The sequence below is a fragment of the Mucilaginibacter panaciglaebae genome (assembly GCF_039539265.1).
Lineage (GTDB): Bacteria > Bacteroidota > Bacteroidia > Sphingobacteriales > Sphingobacteriaceae > Mucilaginibacter > Mucilaginibacter panaciglaebae.
This window is the reverse complement of record NZ_BAABCV010000002.1, coordinates 155,585-178,473: the sequence shown is the minus strand read 5'-3', so window position 1 is coordinate 178,473 and position 22,889 is coordinate 155,585. Positions and strand designations below refer to the sequence as shown.

20 protein-coding genes are annotated in these 22,889 nt (G+C 44.1%); 15 read left to right on the top strand and 5 right to left on the bottom strand.

Annotated features, from left to right (window positions below):
- Window positions 1–48 precede the first annotated feature (48 nt).
- Window positions 49–2,697 carry a glycoside hydrolase family 2 protein gene (locus ABD772_RS03055; protein WP_345100961.1) on the top strand — a complete coding sequence of 883 codons (2,649 nt, stop codon included), beginning with the start codon at window positions 49–51 and terminating at the stop codon, window positions 2,695–2,697.
- Between the two features lie 142 nt (window positions 2,698–2,839).
- Here the strand turns inward: ABD772_RS03055 and ABD772_RS03050 are convergent, their stop codons facing one another.
- On the bottom strand, window positions 2,840–4,834 hold the full coding sequence (locus ABD772_RS03050; protein ID WP_345100960.1) for a M1 family metallopeptidase: 1,995 nt from the start codon (window positions 4,832–4,834) through the stop codon (window positions 2,840–2,842).
- Between the two features lie 404 nt (window positions 4,835–5,238).
- On the opposite strand from ABD772_RS03050, the gene ABD772_RS03045 reads away from it, so the two are divergent.
- The gene (locus ABD772_RS03045) at window positions 5,239–7,251 is read left to right on the top strand and encodes a thioredoxin domain-containing protein (RefSeq protein ID WP_345100959.1); all 2,013 of its coding nucleotides are present in this window, start codon (window positions 5,239–5,241) and stop codon (window positions 7,249–7,251) included.
- 63 nt (window positions 7,252–7,314) lie between these two features.
- The gene (locus ABD772_RS03040; RefSeq protein ID WP_345100958.1) at window positions 7,315–7,815 is read left to right on the top strand and encodes an FKBP-type peptidyl-prolyl cis-trans isomerase; all 501 of its coding nucleotides are present in this window, start codon (window positions 7,315–7,317) and stop codon (window positions 7,813–7,815) included.
- A 152-nt stretch (window positions 7,816–7,967) separates the two neighbouring features.
- On the opposite strand, the gene ABD772_RS03035 is transcribed toward ABD772_RS03040, so the two are convergent.
- The gene (locus ABD772_RS03035) at window positions 7,968–8,669 is read right to left on the bottom strand and encodes a toxin-antitoxin system YwqK family antitoxin (protein WP_345100957.1); all 702 of its coding nucleotides are present in this window, start codon (window positions 8,667–8,669) and stop codon (window positions 7,968–7,970) included.
- 81 nt (window positions 8,670–8,750) lie between these two features.
- Between ABD772_RS03035 and ABD772_RS03030 the strand changes: the two genes are divergently transcribed.
- From ABD772_RS03030 to ABD772_RS02995, 8 genes are all read left to right on the top strand, one after another.
- Window positions 8,751–9,311 carry an acyl-CoA thioesterase gene (locus ABD772_RS03030; RefSeq protein WP_345100956.1) on the top strand — a complete coding sequence of 187 codons (561 nt, stop codon included), beginning with the start codon at window positions 8,751–8,753 and terminating at the stop codon, window positions 9,309–9,311.
- Window positions 9,312–9,422: 111 nt separating this feature from the next.
- Window positions 9,423–10,520 carry a fatty acid desaturase gene (locus tag ABD772_RS03025; RefSeq protein ID WP_345100955.1) on the top strand — a complete coding sequence of 366 codons (1,098 nt, stop codon included), beginning with the start codon at window positions 9,423–9,425 and terminating at the stop codon, window positions 10,518–10,520.
- Between the two features lie 321 nt (window positions 10,521–10,841).
- Window positions 10,842–11,999, top strand: coding sequence for a Gfo/Idh/MocA family protein (locus ABD772_RS03020; protein WP_345101196.1), 1,158 nt, complete (start codon window positions 10,842–10,844; stop codon window positions 11,997–11,999).
- Window positions 12,000–12,003: 4 nt separating this feature from the next.
- On the top strand, window positions 12,004–13,059 hold the full coding sequence (locus tag ABD772_RS03015; protein ID WP_345100954.1) for a sugar phosphate isomerase/epimerase family protein: 1,056 nt from the start codon (window positions 12,004–12,006) through the stop codon (window positions 13,057–13,059).
- Between the two features lie 129 nt (window positions 13,060–13,188).
- Window positions 13,189–14,394, top strand: coding sequence for an MFS transporter (locus ABD772_RS03010; RefSeq protein ID WP_345100953.1), 1,206 nt, complete (start codon window positions 13,189–13,191; stop codon window positions 14,392–14,394).
- A gap of 120 nt (window positions 14,395–14,514) precedes the next feature.
- Window positions 14,515–15,390, top strand: a complete 876-nt coding sequence (locus tag ABD772_RS03005) for a sugar phosphate isomerase/epimerase family protein (protein WP_345100952.1) — start codon at window positions 14,515–14,517, stop codon at window positions 15,388–15,390.
- A 32-nt stretch (window positions 15,391–15,422) separates the two neighbouring features.
- A complete protein-coding gene (locus ABD772_RS03000; RefSeq protein WP_345100951.1) occupies window positions 15,423–16,241 on the top strand; it encodes an ABC transporter ATP-binding protein in 819 nt (272 codons plus the stop codon).
- Window positions 16,242–16,433: 192 nt separating this feature from the next.
- The gene (locus ABD772_RS02995) at window positions 16,434–16,682 is read left to right on the top strand and encodes a hypothetical protein (RefSeq protein ID WP_345100949.1); all 249 of its coding nucleotides are present in this window, start codon (window positions 16,434–16,436) and stop codon (window positions 16,680–16,682) included.
- 57 nt (window positions 16,683–16,739) lie between these two features.
- Here ABD772_RS02995 and ABD772_RS02990 read toward each other — a convergent pair whose 3' ends face one another.
- Complete coding sequence (locus tag ABD772_RS02990) at window positions 16,740–17,990, bottom strand: PQQ-dependent sugar dehydrogenase (protein WP_345100948.1); 1,251 nt, start codon at window positions 17,988–17,990, stop codon at window positions 16,740–16,742.
- 235 nt (window positions 17,991–18,225) lie between these two features.
- Here ABD772_RS02990 and ABD772_RS02985 point away from each other — a divergent pair, with 235 nt between their 5' ends.
- Window positions 18,226–18,903, top strand: a complete 678-nt coding sequence (locus ABD772_RS02985; RefSeq protein ID WP_345100947.1) for a hypothetical protein — start codon at window positions 18,226–18,228, stop codon at window positions 18,901–18,903.
- Between the two features lie 82 nt (window positions 18,904–18,985).
- On the opposite strand, the gene ABD772_RS02980 is transcribed toward ABD772_RS02985, so the two are convergent.
- Window positions 18,986–19,936 carry an aldo/keto reductase gene (locus ABD772_RS02980; RefSeq protein ID WP_345100946.1) on the bottom strand — a complete coding sequence of 317 codons (951 nt, stop codon included), beginning with the start codon at window positions 19,934–19,936 and terminating at the stop codon, window positions 18,986–18,988.
- Between the two features lie 15 nt (window positions 19,937–19,951).
- Window positions 19,952–20,191, bottom strand: coding sequence for a hypothetical protein (locus ABD772_RS02975; RefSeq protein WP_345100945.1), 240 nt, complete (start codon window positions 20,189–20,191; stop codon window positions 19,952–19,954).
- Between the two features lie 83 nt (window positions 20,192–20,274).
- On the opposite strand from ABD772_RS02975, the gene ABD772_RS02970 reads away from it, so the two are divergent.
- The 3 genes from ABD772_RS02970 to ABD772_RS02960 all read left to right on the top strand — a co-directional run bounded on the left by ABD772_RS02970 (window position 20,275) and on the right by ABD772_RS02960 (window position 22,773).
- Entirely contained in the window at window positions 20,275–20,526 is a 252-nt protein-coding gene (locus ABD772_RS02970; RefSeq protein ID WP_345100944.1) for a DUF3820 family protein, read from the top strand.
- Between the two features lie 89 nt (window positions 20,527–20,615).
- Window positions 20,616–21,677 carry a carboxypeptidase-like regulatory domain-containing protein gene (locus ABD772_RS02965; protein ID WP_345100943.1) on the top strand — a complete coding sequence of 354 codons (1,062 nt, stop codon included), beginning with the start codon at window positions 20,616–20,618 and terminating at the stop codon, window positions 21,675–21,677.
- Window positions 21,678–21,693: 16 nt separating this feature from the next.
- A complete protein-coding gene (locus ABD772_RS02960; protein ID WP_345100942.1) occupies window positions 21,694–22,773 on the top strand; it encodes a carboxypeptidase-like regulatory domain-containing protein in 1,080 nt (359 codons plus the stop codon).
- Window positions 22,774–22,889 lie beyond the last annotated feature (116 nt).

Here is a 22,889-nt window from a genome sequence, read left to right as displayed (position 1 = left end):
TAACATACAGATTAATTACATTTACGTCAGCTTTAAACCAATAAGCCTATGCATCTCTTTACTATTAAACGATCAGTACTGATCTTGTCGTCTGTATTTTTTATGGCGATGACTGAAAAATCATCAGCACAAACCACTTATGAATTAAACTCTGGCTGGAAATGTAAAGCTGCTACCAGCGTTGCTGACGCCGGTGATATGATTTCAGTTCCCGGTTACGGATTAAGTGGCTGGCAACCGGCAACCGTGCCCGGCACGGTATTAACCACGCAGCTCAATAACAAGCAAATCCCTGATCCTTTTTACGGGATGAATAACAAGCTGATCCCTGATATTTACAATACCGGTCGCGATTATTACACCTATTGGTTCATCAAAGATTTTAAAGAAGCCAGACCTACAGGCGATGGGCAGGTTTATCTGAACATGCGCGGCGTAAACTACAGCTATAATATTTTTCTCAATGGCCATCAGTTGAATGATAAGGCACTACAGGGCATGTTTCTGCGTCGCAGCTTTAACATCACCAAATGGCTCGCAAAAAACGGTAATAACCGGTTGGCGGTCATCGTATTCCCGCCCGACCCGGTAGGCAACCCCAACGGTGGCCAGGGTGGCGACGGTACTATTGCCCGCAATGTGAGTATACAATATACGCCGGGTTGGGACTGGATACAACCCATCCATGATCGTAATACCGGGATATGGGATAAAGTGACTATTGAGAAAACCGCCGGCGTACGTATTATCGACCCACATGTGGTAACGCTGGTGCCTGGTGTAAGGCAAAGCGGCGGTGCGCAAAAGCCTGCTATCATACAGGTATCGGCACAATTACAAAACGCAACTGCTAAAACTGTAAGCGGCTATTTAAAATATAACCTGGACGGTAAACCGGTAAGCAAAAAAGTAACCCTACAACCGGGTGTAACTACCGAAATGCAATTACAGGACTACACGCTGCAAAACCCAAAACTATGGTGGCCAAACGGCTATGGCCCGCAGAATTTGTATCATTTAAACCTGCAGTTTGTTACGACAGCTAATGTAGTGTCTGATCAGAAAAATATTGAGGTAGGGGTGCGCCAGCTTACCAGCGAATGGAATGATCACACCCAAAGCCGCCAGATCAATGTTAACGGGCAAAAGATATTTATCAAAGGCGGTAACTGGATCGTGTCCGACGAAATGCTGCGCTTCTCAAAGGTGCGTTATGATGCCGAGGTACGTTTTCACCGGGATATGAACCTGAACCTGATACGTGTTTGGGGTGGTGCGTTGATTGAGCGCCCTGAGTTTTATGAGGCCTGCGACAAATATGGCATCCTGGTGTTTCAGGATATGTGGGGATCGGGCGATTGCAATGGCCGCTGGCAGGACCCAAAGAAACTTGATGACCAGGCCACCCGTCGCAAATATCCTGACGATCATGCATTGTATATCCGCTCGATAGAAGACCAGGTAAAAATGGTGCGTAACTATGCTTCGCTGGCTATATGGTGTGGCGGTAACGAGATTACCCAGCCTGATGATATCCTGAAAGCTGTACGCGATACCATTATGCCCGCACTTGATAATACCCGCTGGTTTGTAGATTTCTCAAACTCGCTCGATATGTCGAAAACCGAAAAAGGCACTAATGGCGACGGGCCTTATAACATACAGCCGCTATCGGTGTTCTGGGCCAAACGTACGTATCCATTCAACTCAGAAATCGGATCGGTAGGTATTGGTGATTATGAATCGCTAAAACGTATCATTCCTGAAGCTAATATGGTAGTGCCTGAATACGCAAACCATCGCGAACGCATTGACTCAGTTTGGCGTTATCATACCTATATCGGTTACGAAAACTATATCGATAAATATGGCAAAGCCAAAGATGTACGCGACTTCGCTGAGAAAGCTCAACTGGTAAATTACGACCAATACCGAGGCCTGATGGAGGGTTTTAGCTCGCATATGTGGGACTGGTACACCGGCACCATTATCTGGAAAACGCAAAACCCGTGGAGTGCCATGCGGGGGCAGATGTATGATTACTATCTTGACCCCAACGCCTGCCTGTATGGCCTGCACAACGGCAGCGCGCCAGTACATATTATGTTTAACCCGACGGACAGTACTGTAAAGGTAGTAAACAATACGTTTACCAACCTAAAACACCTAACCGCAACCGTAAAACTTTACCAGATCAGCGGTGAAGAAAAGTCGATAACCACGCTGTTCCAGGATATTGATGCCAGCAGTGTTGCCGACGTGATCAATATCCGCAAGGAACTTAAAAAAATAGCGGCAGATCACGGTGCGTTTCTCGATCTACGCCTTACTGATGGCAAAAAAAACATCGTCAGCGACAATATCTATTGGCTGGCCGACAAGTACGGCCAGTATTCAGGTTTAAATGAACTGTCGCCGTCAAAAGTAACCGTAGCCGCTAAACAGATTGCCAAAGGCAAAATAGCGGTAACGTTAAGTAACCCAAAGGCTGCGCCGGTTGCTTTCTTTAACCGTGTTTCATTGATCGATCCGGCGACTAAACAAAGGGTGATGCCGGTGTTTTATTCGGATAACTATGTGTCTGTACTGCCAGGCGAACAAAAGACAGTTGTATTGGATTATAACCTCAACATCGCGAAGCCCCAGGTAGCAGTGCGAGGCTGGAATTTGGTAGAGGAGTTGGTAGATGTGAAATAGCCTTTTTGTCATCCTGAGCATAGCGAAGGATCTGCAAATTATGCTATGCCGCCCGGCGGATGCTTATGACAAAATAAAACAAACAAAAAGCCCCGGCTTTACAGAACCGGGGCTTTGATAGCAAAGTTTTCAGCTCAAAAGCTTACTCTGCTTTATAAACATTATTCTTCAAATCAACATCCGGTAGTTTATGATCCGGATCGACAACGATTGATTTGATAGCCGAGGTTGACGGGTATTTAAATTTCCATACCCCGTTACGTTGGAAAACGTTAACCGGCAAGGTTAATACTTCTACGGTGCCGTTAGCCTGAGTAATCTTCAACTCAATCGGCATAGCCATTTTTCCTTTATTTTCAATAGTGATAATAGCGCCGTTTTCCGGTCCGCCGGTATAGCTTACACCCTCGATGGCCTGATCCAGTTTCCAGGTAGTGAAGAACCAGGGCTTGAAGAACCAGTTCAGGTCTTCGCCGGCTGCGTCATTCATCGCGCGGAAAAAGTCATATGGCAGCGGGTGTTTCATCGCCCAGTTTTTGATGTACTCGTGGAAGGCATAATCAAAACGGTCAGGACCTAATACAACATCGCGCAGCATATCTAAACCTAAAGCGGTTTTGTTATAGTACTGGCCATAATCGCTCAAGCCGATAGCTTCTGATGGTGTCATCAGCGGGTCTTTGCTTCTGCTATAGCTTCTCAACACTTGTTGTGCATTGGTTTGCGCATACATCTGCGGTTTGCCGTCGGTGCCTTTTGGTGCGTACTCGCCATTGTTGAACATCATGGTTGAGTATTGGTTGATAAAGGTATTAAAACCTTCGTCCTGCCACATGTATTTGCGCTCATTGCTGCCAACGATCATCGGGAACCAATTGTGGCCGATCTCGTGGGTAACGTCGCCCCAAAGGCCGCCGTCTTTCAGTCCGCTTAGGCAAAAAATGATACCCGGATACTCCATACCCAAAGCTACACCCGATACGTTAACCGCCGAGTTCCAGGGGTATTCGATATAGGCTTTTGAGTAGATCTCGATACTGTTTTTCAAATATTCGGTAGAGCGGCCCCAAGCGTGAACGCCGGCGCTCTCAACAGGGTAAACCGATTGCGAAATACATTTACGGCCCGAAGGCAGGTTAACTTTCGCGGCATCCCAGATAAATGCTGTAGACGCAGCCCATGACACGTCGCGGGTGTTTTCCATTTTAAAGTGCCAGGTAAGCCTGCCTTTAAACGGACGTGTTTCCGGCCGGCCAACTTCACTGTCAGAAATGATAGTGACCGTTTTGTTGCTGTTACGCGCTTCAGCCAGGCGTTTTTGCTGAGTTTGGGTAAGCACCTCTTTTTCGTTCTGCAAATCGCCCGAACCAACTACTACCATATTGGCAGGAGCAGTGATGTAGTAATCATAATCGCCGTAATCACAGTAAAACTCGCCTAAGCCCATATAAGGCAGGGTGTTCCAGCCTTCTGCATCGTCATAAACGCACATGCGGGGGTACCATTGGGCAATCTCATATACCATACCCTGTTTAAATTGCTTGCGGCCCATGCGGTCGGCACCGTAGAAAGGTATCGAGAAGCTATAGTTTACTTTTACCTGGATTTTGTCGCCATGATTACCCAGTGGGGTTTTTAAACGCACCTGCATGCGGGCGTCGGTAATAACCGGGGTAACAGTATAGGTCTGGCCTTTATAACTAACGGTTACTGATTCAACCTTAACACCGCCCCGGCTAAAGCCTTTTACGTCGAAACGGTCGCCGGTATAAGGTGTTACCGCCGCACCGCGTGAGTCGGGGCGAAACAGGTTTTGATCCAGCATCAGCCACAAGTAATCCATATTGTCGGGGCTGTTGTTGGTGTACGTGATGGTGACGTCGCCGGTGATGGTGGTATCCTGACCGGCCTCATTTAAGGTAGCGTGCATCAGGTAGTCGGCACGGTTTTGCCAGTAATTGGGGCCTGGTTTACCAGCGGCCGAACGGGTGCCGTTGCTGGTAGTTGGCCAGGTAATAGGACCGAATAGGTCCGAGTGGTTGTATTTGGCAGTATCGCCGGTTGTTTGTGCCGATGTTGTTAGGGCAGCAGCAAACAAGCCACATGCTAAAAGCAAGTAATTTTTAAAGTAATGCATTGATCAGTTAATTAATTGAAGAACAAATAAAGTAAAATAATCGCTTATTGCCTAATGCCGAAAAAATGAATAGGGTGATCCACGCGAGTGTGTATCAATTTGGATCAGTTGGATCACTTTATTTTTGTAACTAATTAATAATCAGTTTTTTGAAATTTTTAGTTCAGTTTGGTGGATCACTTTGGATCACTTTTTATGACTTATAAGTCATTTTTTGAACAGGTAATTTTTTTGGGATTTATGCCTTACAATTCTTCACACTCGCGCCTCGCGATGATGTATCCGGGAGGATTGTGCGGTTGTTGTATCTAATAACAGATAGCACTCAATCCCACATTTGTAAAAACTTTCCAACCGGCAAACTATTTATTTTATAAGTATTTTAATAATCGCAACTTTACTCCATGAATCGTCTCGCCAATTCAACATCGCCATATTTACTGCAGCATGCCAATAACCCGGTAGACTGGCACCCCTGGGGGCCGGAGGCTTTGCAGAAGGCCAGGGACGAGAACAAGCTGATCATTGTAAGTATTGGCTACTCGGCCTGCCACTGGTGCCATGTGATGGAACATGAAAGCTTTGAAGATGAACAGGTAGCGGCGGTAATGAATGAGTATTTTGTATGCATCAAGGTTGACAGGGAGGAGCGGCCGGATGTCGACCAGATCTATATGAGCGCGGTGCAACTCATTAGCGGTCGTGGTGGCTGGCCTTTGAATTGTATCTGCCTGCCCGATCAGCGGCCTATTTATGCCGGTACCTATTTCAGAAAAAACGACTGGACAAGCCTGCTTTTTAACCTGGCAGACTACTACAAGCAAAAACCCGAAGAAGCCCTTGAATACGCCACACGCCTTACAGATGGTATCCGCAAATATGAGTCGATACCTTTTGTAACGTCGCAGCCGGGGTATAAAAAGGAAGATGTGGCGGCCATTGTCGGCAATTGGAAAAAATACTTCGACCGGACCGAAGGTGGTATGGGCACCGCCCCCAAATTCCCGATGCCCAATAACTGGCACTTCCTGATCAGGTATGCGCATTTAATGCAGGATGAGGAAATTGGCGGCTTAGCTAAACTTACCTTACAAAAAATGGCCGAGGGCGGTATCTATGACCATTTAGGTGGCGGCTTTGCACGATATGCTGTTGACGGCCTTTGGCATGTGCCGCACTTTGAAAAGATGCTGTATGACAATGGGCAGCTAGCTAGCCTTTATGCCGAGGCTTACACCTGGCAACCGAGTGCCTTGTATAAGCAAATAGTGGATGAAATTATTGGGTTTGCGGCTCGTGAACTGTTATCGCCCGAGGGCGGATTTTATTCGGCCCTGGATGCGGACAGCGAAGGCGTGGAGGGTAAGTTCTATACCTTCGACAAAGAAGAAATACAAAAGGTTCTGGGCATTGAAGCTGAATTGTTTTGTATCTACTACCACATTACCGACGAAGGCAACTGGGAAGAGGAGCAAACTAATATTTTGTTTAAACGAGGGCATGATAATGATCTGGCCGAGGCTATCGGAATTTCTGTCGATGAAATGTTGGAGAGCGTTACGGCATCCCGCAAAAAATTATTTGAGGCACGTACCAGGCGTACACCGCCGGGACTGGATAACAAGATCCTGGCTTCATGGAATGGGTTGATGTTAAAAGGTTTGTGCGATGCGTATCGAGCCTTTAATGAGCAAAAATATCTTGATCTGGCCTTAAAGAATGCCGGATTTATCGTCGACAACCTGTTGAACCGGGGGCGGATCATCCGGGTTTATAAAGATCCGGCTAATCTGGAGCAGGGCGGCAAAGAGGCTTTTCTGGATGATTATGCCAATGTTATTGATGCCTTTATTGCTTTGTACGAAGTGACTTTTGACGAGCAATGGCTCGGTCATGCTGTGCAACTGGCAGACAACGCTATTGATCATTATTTCGACGATGTGAGCGGTATGTTTTATTTTACCGCGGATGATGACGAACTGTTAATTGCCCGTAAATCTGAGATCATGGACGGCGTCATTCCGTCATCAAACTCTGTAATGGCGCGCAACCTGCATAAGCTGGGGTTGTTATTTGATAATCAACACTATACTGAAATTGCCGGACAGCAACTGCGCAATATTATGCCGCATATGGCTAAATATGGCTCGGCTTACTCAAACTGGTGCATGCTGTTACTCGATGAGGTTTTCGGTACAGCTGAGGTGGCAATAGTTGGAGATAATTCAGAGGTGCTACGCATCGAAATGGAAAAAAATTATATCCCGAATAAAATTATCTTGGGCGGTACAAAAGGAAGTTTACCTTTGTTACGCGATAAGTTTACCGGCAAAACGCAAATATTTGTATGCAAGGATAAAACTTGCGGATTACCTGCCGCGACTATTGCTGATGCCTTAAAACAAATTGAGGCCTGAAACCTTAAGAAATAAATAAACAAAGCACTCATGGGTGCAATTACTGACAAATAAATCCGAAAAATGAAAATTGAACCACAACATGTAGTGTCGCTTACTTATGATCTGTACGTTGACCAGGCCGATGGCACTGAATCTTTGGTAGAAAGCGCCACAGAAGAACAACCATTAACCTTTTTGTTTGGCGTGGGCCAGATGCTGCCGAAGTTTGAAGAAAACCTGAGCACACTGTCAACCAATGATACTTATGACTTTAAATTAACCGCCGAAGATGCATACGGCGAACACGATGAAGAAGCAGTAGCTAACCTGCCTATTGACATGTTCCAGGGTGAAGATTTGCCGCAGGTAGGTGCAATATTGCCATTGCAGGATAACCAGGGCAACCATTTTCAGGGTCAGGTGGTTTCAGTTGCTGAGGATTCAGTGATTGTTGACCTGAACCACCCAATGGCGGGGCAGCCTTTGCACTTTAAAGGCAAGATCATTAACGTTCGTCCGGCAACAGCCGAAGAACTGGCACACGGCCATGCACATGGTCCGGACGGCCATCATCACCACTAAGAAATAATCATCTTGATAAATCAAGCCCCTGCCATTTGCAGGGGCTTTGTTATTATGTGCCAATCCTGACAGTGGGAGAGATCTATTACGCGCTTTGTCAGCCTGTGTGTTGATTTCTACCCTGGGCCGAAACGACACATGGGTGTACAGTTTCATTTGATCCCTGCAATATTTATTTCGCCATCGTCATCTGGTTGGCAAAGCACCTCAACACGCGATGAAACCGGTTCGCCGTTAAAGCTTGCCGGTATAAAAATCTTGTCGCTTTCGGGCAATTCATCAGTATTGACCATATAAGTTGCCGATTGACCGGTGGACCTGGATAAAAGCTCAACTGTACAGTCGGCCATGCGGCCCATAGGACTAACTAATATTTTCAAAATAACTACATAATCGTTGGGATTAAGGCCGCGCAGGTCGTGGATTTTTCGCATCAGCTTCAGGTAGGCTAAATAGCCAAAAAACCGCCCGCCGAGTTTAATAGGTGGAGTAACCTTGTCCTTGCCGGTTATAACATAATCTACCCGGTAGCGGAAATTTACATGATCTGTTTCGGGGGCCTCAAAAAGCAACTTGCTATTGTCATAATCATATTGCTGCATCTCTTTACCCTCGCGGTTGTAAAAATACCAAATGCCTACTCGTTTGCCATTTTTGTACTGGCCATTGGCAATAGTTTTTTTGCCATTATAAGCTGTGTAGCTCCCATTCCTGATTTCTACATCGTTGCTGTCAATGCCAGCTTTATAACGTTCGTATACATCGTCAATGATATAGTTTTTCTTTTGGACGGTTTGTGCAAGGCAGGTATGTAAACAGAAAAAGCAGAGTATTAAGGTTAAGAGGTTCTTCACGGTTTATAAATTTAAGGCAATTTATATTTTAAGAAATATGCGCGCAAGTAAATGTTTTATATTGCAGTATAATTAAAAAACATGATTGATACCTCAGCTTTTAAACCCGTGAGTTTTTCTGAAACTACGATTACCGAATTAATGATCCCATCGTACTCAAATTTTGGCGGAAAGATACATGGAGGGATCCTGCTTTCGTTGATGGATAAGGTGGCCTACGTCTGTGCTGCCAAACACGCCGGAAACTATTGCGTAACTGCTTCTATTGATACGGTAGATTTTTTACAGCCGGTAGAGGTAGGCGAGTTGGTATCGCTGATGGCATCCGTTAATTATGTAGGTAATACTTCATTAGTAGTAGGCATCCGGGTGATATCTGAAAATGTAAAGACCAATGTTATCAAACATACCAACACCAGCTACTTTACTATGGTGGCTAAGGACGATGATAACAAGCCGGCCCAGATACCAGGCCTGATCCTTGAAAACGGGAACCAGGTGCGCCGTTTTATCGAAGCCAAGCGACGTAAAGAAATTAAACAAAACTATAAGAAAGAGGTGGATCATATTACAGTACCCGATGGAATTGCAGACTGTAAAGAATTATTAATTGGTGAACGTGTAATTTTAACTAAAAATTAACGTTAGTAATTTATATGTGTATTTGTATTAAATAAAAGTTCAGAACCGGGTTTTTGTTATATATTACACTGAAATTACAAACCTGATTAATTAATATCTTCAAAATTTTAAATGGCATTTTTAAACAATGTGCTGGAACCACCTGCTTACGGATGGACGGACAAAAATGGTGATCTGGCAAAGCCCACTAAAAAACAACTCTTCAACGAATTTTTTTCACGATTAAACGTATTTAAAGACAAAAAAAACTGGCTCTCTTTTATGAGCTGGATGATGATTGTGGTGCTTGCGCCAACACTGCTTATTTTCATTTTTAAATACTTCTCTATAAAGCTTCTCATCGTAGCTTTTGTATATAGTATGATTATTATGGGTACTCATGGTACTATCTGGCATCACAGGTATTGTACCCATGGCGCCTACAAATTCAGCAATGGCTTTTGGCGTTTTATAACGCAAAACCTGACATTGAAAATTATCCCGGAAGAGATTTACGCGGTTTCGCATCACGTTCACCATGCACTCTCTGATAAGCCCGGCGACCCATACAACGCCTCGGGCGGTTTCCTGTATTGTTTTCTGGCAGATGTAAATCATCAGCCTATAGCCCGCGACTTAAATGAAAAAGATTACAACAGATGCGTGAGGTTAATGCAGCACACCGGCGTTAAAACAAATACCTATACACAGTATCAAAAATGGGGTACATTGGCCAATCCGTTTTATGCCTTAACCGGCGTAGCTTTAAACTGGGGATTTTGGTTTTTAACTTGTTACCTGATCGGTGGTTTCGGGCTGGGCTGTGCGATATTTGGTGCTGCAGGTTTTTGGGCCGTAGGCGTGCGTACTTTTAACTATGAAGGCCATGGTAAAGGCGAAGATAAGCGCCGGGACGGTATTGACTTTAACCGCGAGGATATGTCTGTGAACCAGGTGTGGCCGGGCATAGTTGCCGGCGAATGGCACAATAATCACCATTTGTATCCAAATAGTGCACGCTCGGGTTTTAAACCCTGGCAGGTAGACGGCGCCTGGTATTACATTAAATTTATGAGCTTTATAGGTGGCGTGAGTTCATATCGCGATAACAAAGCAGAGTTTTATGCCGATTATTATGAGCCACACAAGGCAAGTAAAACTACCAGTCTGCATGAAGGGGTTATCGCTTTTGAAGCATTAGAAAAAGATTTGCTGCCGAAGGCGGTTTAACAGCTACTTTACAACCAACTAATTGGCCCGGCACATAAATGCCGGGCCAATTTAGTTTAAACAGTTTGGCAACGGCCTATTTGGTTTTATAGGAGGTAGCTTTTATGAAAATACAATCGATTGCGTAATATCTTTATAGCATTAGGATTTTTACCGATAAAGTTATTATGTTTGGTAAACCTGTGATAAGCGGCCCTATGTGCTGCTGTTTATAACGGCAACCATTAATACAAGACCAATAGATTAAACACTATAAACTAATAACCAATTTGTTAAGCAGCGGGCATTTATCCGGTGGGTAACAAATTAATATACCAACAGATTACAATGAAATTAAGATTAGGAATGATAGGCGGCGGGCAAGGTGCGTTCATCGGTGCCGTACACCGTATAGCAGCCCGTATTGACGGCGATTATGAACTGGTATGCGGCGCATTTAGCAGCAACGCCGAAAAATCAAAAGCCAGCGGGCTTGCGCTTGGTTTATCGCCCGAAAGATCATATGCTTCGTACGAAGAACTGATCGAAAAAGAAAAACAATTGCCAGAAGATCAGCGTGTACAGGTGATCAGCATCGTAACACCAAACCACATGCACTTTGGGCCAACCAAAATGGCTTTAGAAAACGGTTTTCACGTCGTGCTGGATAAGCCAATGACCTTTTCATTAGCCGAAGCCAAAGAGCTGGAAAAGGTAGTAAGATCAAGCGGAAAACTATTTTGTCTGACTCATACTTATACCGGCTACCCAATGGTAAAAGAAGCTAAACAATTAATCAAAGCCGGCAAGATTGGTAAAGTGCGTAAAGTGTATGTAGAGTATCCACAAGGCTGGTTAGCTACACCTTTAGAAAGTGAAGACAACAAGCAGGCCTCATGGCGCACAGACCCCGGTAAAAGCGGCATAGCCGGAGCTATGGGCGATATTGGTACCCACGCTTTCAACCTGATGGAATATGTTACAGGCTTGGAGGTTACCCAACTTTGCGCCGATATTAATATTGTTGTTGAAGGTCGTAAACTGGATGACGACGGCGGGGTATTGATCAAATTAAACAACGGGGCCAGTGCAGTTTTAACTGCTACCCAGATAGCCGCAGGCGAAGAAAATAATATCAAGATAAGAGTGTATGGCGAAACCGGCAGCCTGGAGTGGCAGCAATGGGATGCCAATACATTAATTGTTAAACCCATTAATAAACCATGGGAGATATGGCGTGCAGGATCGGGTTATTTAAGCTCATACGCAGCGCATAACAGCCGCACACCGGGCGGCCACCCCGAAGGTTATCTGGAAGCTTTCGCTAACCTGTATCACAACTTTGCACTTTGTGTTAAAGCGCAGATGGAAGGTACACAGCCAGGCCCTGAAGCCCAGGATTACCCTGGTATTGCAGATGGCGTGAGAGGTATGGCTTTCATTGAAAATGTAATTGAGTCTGGCAAATCGGACGTAAAGTGGACTAAATTCAACGTATAATATTATGAAAACAATTAAAGGCCCCGCTATATTTTTAGCGCAGTTTTTAGGCGACACAGCGCCGTTTAATACTTTGGATGCGATCTGTCAATGGTCGGCAGGCTTAGGCTTTAAAGGTATACAGATCCCAAGTTGGGCAACCAGTTATTTTGACTTACAAAAAGCAGCAGAAAGTAAAACTTATGCCGATGAGATAAAAGGCCTGGTTAACAGCCACGGGCTGGAAATCACCGAATTATCAACCCACCTGCAAGGCCAACTGGTTGCCGTTAACCCGGCTTATGACGAGCTTTTTGATGCTTTTGCCCCGGCCGAGGTACATAAAAACCCGAAAGCACGCCAGGAGTGGGCCGTACAGCAGTTAAAATATGCTGCAAAGGCGTCGCAAAACCTGGGTTTAAATGCGCACGCTACCTTTAGCGGTGCTTTGTTGTGGCCGATGGTATATCCGTGGCCTCAGCGCCCTGCAGGTGTTGTCGAAACCGGTTTTAAAGAATTGGCCAAACGCTGGTTGCCCATACTGGATACTTTCGATGAGAATGGTGTTGATGTTTGTTATGAGATTCACCCCGGCGAGGACCTGCATGATGGTATCAGCTACGAAATGTTCCTGAAAGAAGTAAATAATCACAAACGGGCTAATTTACTGTATGATCCGTCGCACTTTGTTTTACAGTGTTTAGATTATTTAGAGTATATTGATATTTACCACGAGCGTATCAAGGCTTTCCACGTTAAGGATGCCGAGTTTAATCCAACCGGTCGTCAGGGGGTTTATGGCGGCTACAAGAACTGGGTTGAGCGGGCGGGACGTTTCCGTTCATTGGGTGATGGTCAGGTAGATTTCAAATCCGTATTTAGTAAAATGGCGCAGTACGACTTCCCGGGATGGGCCGTAATGGAGTGGGAGTGCGCCCTGAAACATCCGGAAGACGGAGCCAAAGAAGGCGCTGTATTCATCAAAGATCATATCATCCGCGTAACCGAAAAAACCTTTGACGATTTTGCATCATCAGGATCAGATGAAGCGTTTAACCGAAAATTACTGGGTATCGACTGATGGTGAATAGGTTATTGGTTAAGTTTTGTTAATACCTTGTGTTGATAAAAATAAACCACTCACGCCTTCAACTTAATTAACCAAATACTATATTTAACCAAACCAATTATAAACTTAAACAAAAACATAATGCAAATTAATCGTGAACAACTATTCAGGGCAAGCTGCTTGTCGCTGTTAGTTACCTCATTATCATTTGGTATCCGCGCCGGTATATTAAACAAGCTGGGCGTTGACTTCCAACTGGACAAAGCACAACTGGGTTCTATCACCGCGACGGCGTTCTGGGGTTTCCCACTGGCAGTAGTTTTCGGCGGTTTTATTGTTGATGTCATTGGCATGAAACGCCTGTTAGTACTAGCCTTTTTGTTCCATTTGGCCGGTATCCTGTTAACCATTTTTGCTCAAGGTTTCTGGACACTTTATATTTCAACTTTACTGGTGGGTTTAGCTAATGGTACGGTTGAAGCAGCTTGTAACCCGCTGGTTACGTCGCTGTATACTGATAATAAAACTACTAAGCTGAATCACTTCCACTTATGGTTCCCTGGCGGTATCGTGATCGGTACATTAATTGTATTATTATTCAATAAAATTGGCCTGGGCTGGCAAGTTCAGGTGGGTGTTATGTTAATCCCTACCTTGATCTACGGCTACCTGTTCTCAAGACTGGATTTTCCGGTTACAGAGCGTGTTGCATCTGGTGTTAGCACCGGCGATATGTACAAAGCGATATTAAACCCGCTTTTCATCTTTATGTTCATCTGTATGTTCGGTACTGCTATTACCGAGCTATTCACCGGCCAATGGATAGACGTCTTGCTGAAAAACGTTACCGATAATGCACTCTTAATCCTGACCTTAGATACAGGTGTAATGGTTATTGGACGTGGGTTTGCTAAACCTGTATTAAAGAAAATCAGTCCTCAAGCCCTATTGCTGATATCAGCAATTTTAGGTGCTATAGGTATTTACCTGTTGGGTACACTGACTGGTAATGCAGTGTTCTTTGCGGCTATCATTTTCGGTATGGGTGTGTGTTTCTTTTGGCCAACCATGTTGGGCTTTGTAAATACCAATATGCCTGAAACCGGTGCATTGGGGTTAAACCTAATGGGTGGCGCAGGTATGTTTGCCGTATCTATTTACACCATGTTTATGGGTTCATACTATGATAGAGTTGTTGCCGAAGCTCATGGCAATGGCGCTTTTGCCGGTCAGCAAATATTACATACTACTTTGATTATACCTTGTGTGTTGGTAGTAGCCTTTATTGGCCTCAATATTTACATGAAAGGCAGAGCCAAAAAATCAGCTGCTGCTGTGCAGGTATAAGCCGATATTCAATTAAAATATTAAGCGATGGGTTTTAAACTCATCGCTTTTTTTGTGTCTGTAAGATAAATCATCAGCAGATATTGCTAATTTTAGCCAAACTAATTACAAACATTACAAATGACAACAAGAAGAGCGTTCTTAGCACAGGCAGGCCTGCTATCAGCAGCGGGTATCATCGCGCCAAAATTACTTTCGGCAAAGCCTGTTAAAAATGTGGGCCTGCAACTATACAGCCTGCGCGACCAATTACCAAAAGATGTAAAAGGCGTTATAGCTAAAGTTGCTGAAGCCGGATATAAAGAAGTTGAGCCTTTTGGCTACAGCAAAAGGGCCGGTTTTTGGGGGCTGGACCCAAAAGCATTCAACGACCTGTTGAAAACTAACGGACTGAGCACACCAAGCGGCCACTACGATATGAACCAGTTTTTTGGCTCGGGTAAAACAGAAAACCTGGAAAGCTATATCGAGGCTGCTCATGCTACCGGTCAAAGTCACATTATCGTACCATCAATAAACGGCGAGTTCATCAAAACGGTTGATGAGTTTAAAAAAGTTGCTGATCAGTTGAACAAAGCCGGCGAAATTTGCAAAAAAGAAGGATTAAAATTAGGCTACCATAATCATAATTTTGAGTGGAGACCCGTAGATGGTACAACTTTTTATGATACCATTATTGATAATACCGACCCTAAAGTAGTGACTATGGAAATGGATATCTACTGGGTAGTGCGCTCAGGTAAAGATCCGTTGGAATTATTCGCCAAGCATCCCGGTCGTTATGAGTTTGTACACATTAAGGATATGGACAAAACCCACAACAACCTGAATACCGAAATTGGTAGTGGTACCATTGATTTTGTGAAGATATTGGCAAAAGCTAAACAAGGCGGCGTAAAACACTTTATTGTTGAGCAGGAAAACTATATCAATATCGATCCTTATGTGAGCATAGCGCAAAGTGCAAAGTATATTAAGGATAAAGTAAGTATTTAACACTCACTTGTCATTGCGAGGAGTGAAACGACGTGGCAATCGCACGCTGCAAAGTTCGCGATTGCCACGCTACGCTCGCAATGACATTTTATGGCTACGCCATGATCCAGATCACCAATCTCCAGAAAACCTTTAACCGCGGCAAAGCCAACCAGGTAAATGCAGTTAACGGCATTGATCTGAACATTAACAGCGGAGAGTTTGTCGTTATCTTGGGATCAAACGGCTCGGGTAAAAGTACGCTGCTTAATTTGATATCAGGCAGCATTATTCCCTCGGCAGGTACCATTAACATTGACGGCCATGATGTGACCAAACTGGCCGACTATCGGCGCAGCAAATGGATTGCCCGTGTTTTCCAGAACCCCATGAGCGGTACAGCGTCCGAATTAAGTATTCTGGATAATTTCCGGTTGGCAGCCATCCGCACCAAAACTAAAGGACTAAACATTGGTGTCACCGAGGCTTTTAGGCGCAATGTGAAAGAAAAGATAGCCATGCTTGGCATGGGCCTCGAAAATAAAATAGAGCAGCCTATTGGCACTTTATCAGGCGGACAACGCCAGGCCTTGACATTGCTGATGAGTGTGATGGACGAATGTAAGATCCTGCTGCTCGACGAACCCACCGCAGCGCTCGATCCCAAATCGGCCGAAATTGTCATTAACATCGCAGATAAACTCACCACTGAGTTCAGGCTGACCACAATTCTAATCACCCATAACCTTAAGGATGCCTACAATTACGGAACCCGCGTTATCCAAATGGGCCAGGGGCAGATATTGAAAGATATTGACTTCGAACATAAAAAGAAACTGAAGCAGACCGATCTGTTTGAGTGGTTCGGGTAAGCTGGTTGGTTAGTTCACTTGTTCATGAGTTCATTGGTGTTTTCTTGACCGACTGTCAACCCGAACTTGTTTCGGCATTCATGTACCAGGTTTTGCAATAAGCCCTCCTGATGGGATCCTGAAACGAGTTCAGGACGATATTGAGGTGGCCCCCACATTTTTGGCAAACTTATTGCAAAGGGCTAAGTACTTATGAAAAACAACAATTTCCAGAATATATTTGATGCGTACCAACTGGTTTGTGGTGCAAAGATCAAAGGCAAACAGCAAGATGAAATTTTCGAGCTCGGCGAGTACGATGCAAATAAAAGAGGCTATACTATATATCCCATTGACAATGGCGTACGCTATGAAGATTTTGCTATGGTAGTAGCCGAAAAGGAACTTAAAAACAACTTTGTGATTGAAGTGGTGAAACAGAACACGGCCATTGCCGCATAACAAAACAGCCGCTTTGCATTTGGGCAAAGCGGCTGTTTTGTTATGCGGCTTACGCTGTTACTTTTTATAGCTGATTTTGTAAATGGTGCCTTTGTTATCATCAGTAACATAAACAGAACCGTCGGGGCCTTGAGCCAGGCCGCATGGCCGGTGTTGGGCTGCGCCCGATGCTTTCTGCTCGGCAGTACCCGCAAATCCATCTGCAAATACTTCCCATTTGCCGTCGGGCTTGCCGTTTTTAAACGGTTGGAAAACTACAAAATAACCGTTTTGTGGCAGTGGTGCACGGTTCCATGAGCCATGAAAGGCTATGAAAGCTCCGTTCTTATAGCGCGCAGGGAACTGGTCGCCGGTGTAAAATAATAAACCATCGGGTGCAAAGTGGCCGGGATACGCTGCAACCGGGTTGATATATTTTGGGTCGGCGGCTTTTTCTCCATCGCCGCCATATTCAGGGCCCATCATATTTTTATGTTTTTGCCAGTCATAGTATACATAAGGCCAGCCCGCATTGTCGCCCTTCTTTAAAGCAAACATACACTCGGCCGGTAGCTCGGCAGACTGTTGTGCGGTATATAGCTTAGGGTAAAGGTCATGCAAGGCATCGCGGCCGTGCTGCATTACAAATAGCTGATTGTCTTGTTGGTTCCAGGCCATGCCGACTACGTTTCGTAAACCCCAGGCGTAGTGCGCTTCTTTGCTGTAGGTTTGATTTGGTTTGTCGGCCCTAAATTGCCAGATGCCTGCTGTTGAATCAAGGATGGGACAACCTGTATGTTTTTTATCGTACTCCTCACAAATGTTGCTTGGAGCACCAATGTTTACATACACATTGCCATCATTATCTAAGGTAAGTGCTTTAGGTTGATGGTGGTTTATATCTACCAATCCGCGTACAATGGTTTCGGGTCTATTTGGGTCGGTAACCTGGTTATTAGCATCAAGCTTATAGCGGAAAACAGAATTTTTAGAAGAAGCATAAAGGTAGCCGTCTTTAATGGCAATGCCGGTACCGCCATAATCGCCGAAACTGGTTTTAACAGTGGCCTTATCATTCTCTTCGTGCAAAACAAGGATGCCTTTGCTTTTACGGGTGCTTGCCATATGTATATAGATGTCATGCTGCGGAGTTACCACCAGATGGCGTGCACTACCCAAATCATCGGCTATTATGGTAGCACTAAAACCGGCAGGTAGGGTAAGGCCGGCACCAGCAGGTTTCGGATCGTTTTTTAATGCATTGAGGGTTACAAAGCCACCAATTGCCGCCAGCGGCAGTAGCAGTGATAGTATTTTCTTGCTTTTCATAATCTGTATGGTTGTTTGTCAAATTTAGTACAATAAATTTTATGCCCGAAACCAAATAAAATAGTAGCTAAGGTTTTACAACACCTGAGTTTTTGTTAAGGCGAAATTATATATTGAATTAGATGTTTATTTCAAAATAAAATTCTTACTATTTGTTTGTATTCAAATTTAATAAATAGATGCGGATTAAACCTTGATGAGTTTCTATCGTCCTAATGGTATAAAATTTAATAAAATGAAAAAGATAGCTTTAGTATCAGCAATAGCATTAAGCGGTTTACTTTACACCAGCGCAAATGCACAAATATTACAAATAGGGTTAAACTTAGGTGGTCATCGCCCAATGGTGGAAGCTTCATTAGCCACCCCGAATGTAGCGGTAGCTTACAGCAATGCAGACGACTATTATTACCTCCCCGATGTGGATGCTTACTATAGTGTACCTGAAAAGGTTTACTATTACAACGACGGTGTCAACTGGGTTCCGGCCGCATACCTGCCTGGTGAATATCGTAGCTACGACTGGAGAAATGCCCGCCACTATGAAGTACGTGCACGTCGCCCGTTCTTAAATGCCGGTGTTTACCGCGAACGTTACAATGGCCGCGCTTACGACTGGAAACGTTATAACGATAGGTCTGATAACCGGTATAACGACCACAGGGATTTTAGCAATCGCAACAATAACCGAGCCGAAGAGCCTCGTTTTGTAAGACCATATAATCAGCCTCGTGGCGTTGAACATGCCGATAACCGTAACTGGAATAACCGGAACAGTAATAGAGGGAATGATAACAGTAACAGAGGTAATGATAACAGAAACGACAACCACAGTCGAAATAATAATCAACGGGGCGATCGCTTTGTCGATAACCACAATCAAGGTGGACAACGTGGATTTGGCAAATATTAACAATTATTTCTCCATCATATATTAATGAAAAAGCCACCTTTGGGTGGCTTTTTTTGTCTAAGTACCGGATGACGTGGGGAAATCAATACCTACTCGCCTCCGTCAACAAATCTGTTGCCGCCTGATCCAAGTTTAAACGTACAGCCGCAGTGATATCTTCCAATTGCTTTAATGATGTAGCACTGGCAATAGGAGCAGTTATGCCTTTATGCGCAATAACCCAGGCAATGGCAACAGCAGCTGGCGTCGTTTGGTATTTTGAGGCAACCTGCTCCAACGCATCGAGTATCTTGAAGCCACGGTCATTCAGATACTTTTTAACTCCGCCGCCGCGGGCACTTTTTGACAAGTCGGCCTCTGAACGGTATTTACCGGATAAGAACCCGCTGGCAAGCGAGTAGAAGGTGATCACGCCAAGATTATTATTTAAACATATCGACTCGTACTCGTTTTCATATTCTTGACGATCATAAAGATTATACTCAGGCTGTAAGGTTTCATAACGGGCAAAACCATTCGCTTGGCTTACTTTTAAAGCTTCCTGTAATCGTGCAGCGCTAAAGTTTGATGCCCCGATAGCGCGAACCTTTCCTTGTTTGATCAGGTCGGTAAAGGTTGACAACGTTTCTTCTAAGGATATGTTAGGGTCGTCTTCGTGCGATTGATATAAGTCGATGTAATCGGTTTTTAATCGCGTTAGCGAATCTTCGACAGCCTGGGTGATGTAGGCTTTTGACAATCCTTTTTTATTCTCGCCCATAGGTTTTCCAACTTTTGTTGCGATGATCACCCTGTCGCGTTTGCCAGATTGTTTTAACCAGTTACCGATGATTGTTTCAGACTCGCCGCCTTTGTTGCCCGGTTTCCATTTGGAATAAACGTCTGCCGTATCGATGAATTCCAGTCCTGAATCTACATAGGCATCCAGTATCCCGAATGACTGTTTTTCATCAACAGTCCATCCAAAAACATTGCCACCAAAACAAAATGGACTAACGTTGATGCCTGATTTTCCTAATGCTCTTTTTTCCATACGGTAGCTTAAAAATTAAGCGTGCAATTTCGGTATTTGTTCTACCATTTCATCTACCCAGCCAAAAAGATAGGGCTCTGTACCTGCTACTTTTTGCCAGGTACCATCCTGATCAAGTGCAATGATGAGGTGAAGTGTATCGTCTATCGAGTCGAACTGGTAAGCTTTTTCATAACCACCAAACGTGGTTGGTCTGATCATCCCGGTAACCGGCCCCTCTGTGCCTGTTAAGCTTGCTTTAAATTGTTGTTCCATGTTGATATAAACAGCCGAAGGCAGCGAGTGTTTTGTTATAGCCGGTTTAGGTTTAGAGAAATCAATGTTTATCTTTATCCGCAATGGAGCTTATCAAACCCGACTCAAAGATTCTTGTCGATATTGTACGTACACGCATGCCTTTTGGTAAATATAAAGGCACGCTGATAAGCGATCTGCCGGTATATTATCTGGAGTGGCTGAAAAACAAGGGTTTTCCGCCGGGCAAAATGGGTATGATGCTGTCCAGCGTTTATGAGATAAAGGCTAACGGATTGAACAGTATTCTCATCATGGTTAAGAACGCTTTAAATATGGGGCAAATTAAGGGCTAAATCATCAGCCTTTTACCAACTTAGGGCTTGACTTGCGTTTAATATTTTTTATCTTCATTCGGAATTAGTGACCGACACCTATCTTATCAATGAAGTATTTATTTAGCCTCATTCTTTTTTTCTTTCAGTTCGGCGCTTTTGCGCAAGCCACTTATACCATTGGCGGTACGGTTATTGAGGCTACCGGCGCAAAAATTCAGTCGGCTACCGTGTTTATCGCGGGCACTCAAAACATTACCGCTACCGACGAACAAGGGAATTTTGTTTTTAGAAATCTGTTGCCCGGCAACTATCAGCTGGTTGTTAATATGATGGGTTATAATTCTCATAAGCAGAGTGTTACTATAAAGAGTCGTTCAGAAACGCTCAATATTATAATCACTGGTAAAAAAAATGCTTTGAACGAGGTTGTTGTCGGTGCAAAAAAACAACTACCAAAAGATCTCAAAAGATTTACCAGATTTTTTCTGGGCTACATGCGCGACCCTCAATTATGTAGGATAGTTAACCCCGGATTGATTAATTTTAGTCATACAGATACTACGCTAACGGCGACAACCGATGATTTTCTGATCATTGAAAATGAAATTTTAGGATACCGCGTAAAATATCTTCTAAAAAGCTTCTTTTGCAAGCCAAACGGATTTTACTTTTTTGATGGTGATTATACATTTGAACCTTTGGTGGGGACTGCCAAACAACAGCGAATATGGAACAAAAACAGAAAAACAGCCTATGAAGGTTCGGCAATGCACTTTTTAAGAGCATTGTATGCAGGTACTACACGTAAAGAAGGCTTTTTAGTATATAGATCAACAACAGACGACGCCTTAATTTTAGAACGCAACCCTTCTGACCCGCAACAATTTGTGACACGTAAGGACAGTAATTCTATTAGTGTAAATATTAAGCCGATGGTACTTGTGGTTCAGAATAAAGAAAAGGCTGCACAATTGGATGTAATAAGTAACAAAGAACCCAAAAAATATATTATGGGGATTGGTCTGCCTCAAAGGTATACACTTTTTAAACTTAAAGCTGAAGTCGACAGTCGGGGTAGTATAACCGGCCGCGACACTTATTTAGATTTCGGTTATTGGGGAGTATTCGGCGTCGCCAATCTATTACCGTTTGAATATAAACCAGAATAAACATCAATCTGCTTTTATGAAAAATATCGTTGCCTTATTCGCATTTATATTAATCCACGTAAATATATATGCCCAAGCAACTTACACCATTAGTGGCACTGTAAAAAACAACAAGGGCGAGCTGCTGCAGGCGGCAACCGTGTTTATTGCAGGTTCTGAAAAAGCTGTGGCTACTGATACTGAAGGCTATTTTAAATTTGTTAACCTGGCACCCGGTACTTACCAGTTGGTGGTTAATATGCTGGGTTATGCCCCGGCAAAGCGAAATGTGATCTTAAAAGATGCCCCTGAAACAGTGATGTTGAGTTTAGCGCCAAAGGAGATCATGCTTAATGAGGTTAATATCGGCGATAAATCGCAGCGCAAAAAATATATTAAAACCTTTACCGATGCTTTTATGGGCGAGTCTTCCAACGTCAAATATTGCAAGATATTGAACCCGGAATTGCTGGAGTTTTCCACCGCCAGGGGTGTCTTGAAAGCTACCACGCCCGATTTCCTGGTCATTGAAAATGGTGCCCTTGGCTATCGTATCAAATATCTGCTCAAAACATTTTCATATGAGGCTGCCAGAAATATAACCTTGTATGACGGCGATTACAGCTTTGAGCAAATGAACGGAACAACCGAGCAACAGCAAAAATGGGAGAAGAAAAGGCTTGAAGCTTATGAGGGTTCGTTAATGCATTACCTGCGTTCGTTGTATGCAGGTACCACACGACAGGAGGGCTTTTTGCTTTATAAGATATTGAATGCTACCTTTCCGATGTATATCGAATCGATCCCCATCACTCCTGAGCAGATCATTGACAGGGCTGAAAAGGATCTGATCACCTTTAAATATAGTTATCGTTTTTATATTTTGTATGATAAAAAGAAGGCCTCCAAACCCGACCCGACCCACGCGAGCCAGGATAGGGTAAGCGATCTGGATAACAACGGTTCTATTTTTAAAACCGATGCCCGGGTAGACAGCCGCGGTAGTTTCACTAACTATGAAACTCTGCTGATACAGGGCTTCTGGGGGCGTAAACGTGTGGCCGACCAATTGCCCTGGGAGTACATGCCGCCAAAAGCGGCCGTCAATAAAAATTAATAAAAATTTCTTTCATGCTGAGAAACGAAGCATCTGCCAGTTATCTAAAAGCGCAGATCCTTCGCTACCGCTCAGGATGACAATAGTGACGATTGAGTGTGGTTGCCGGTTTAGCC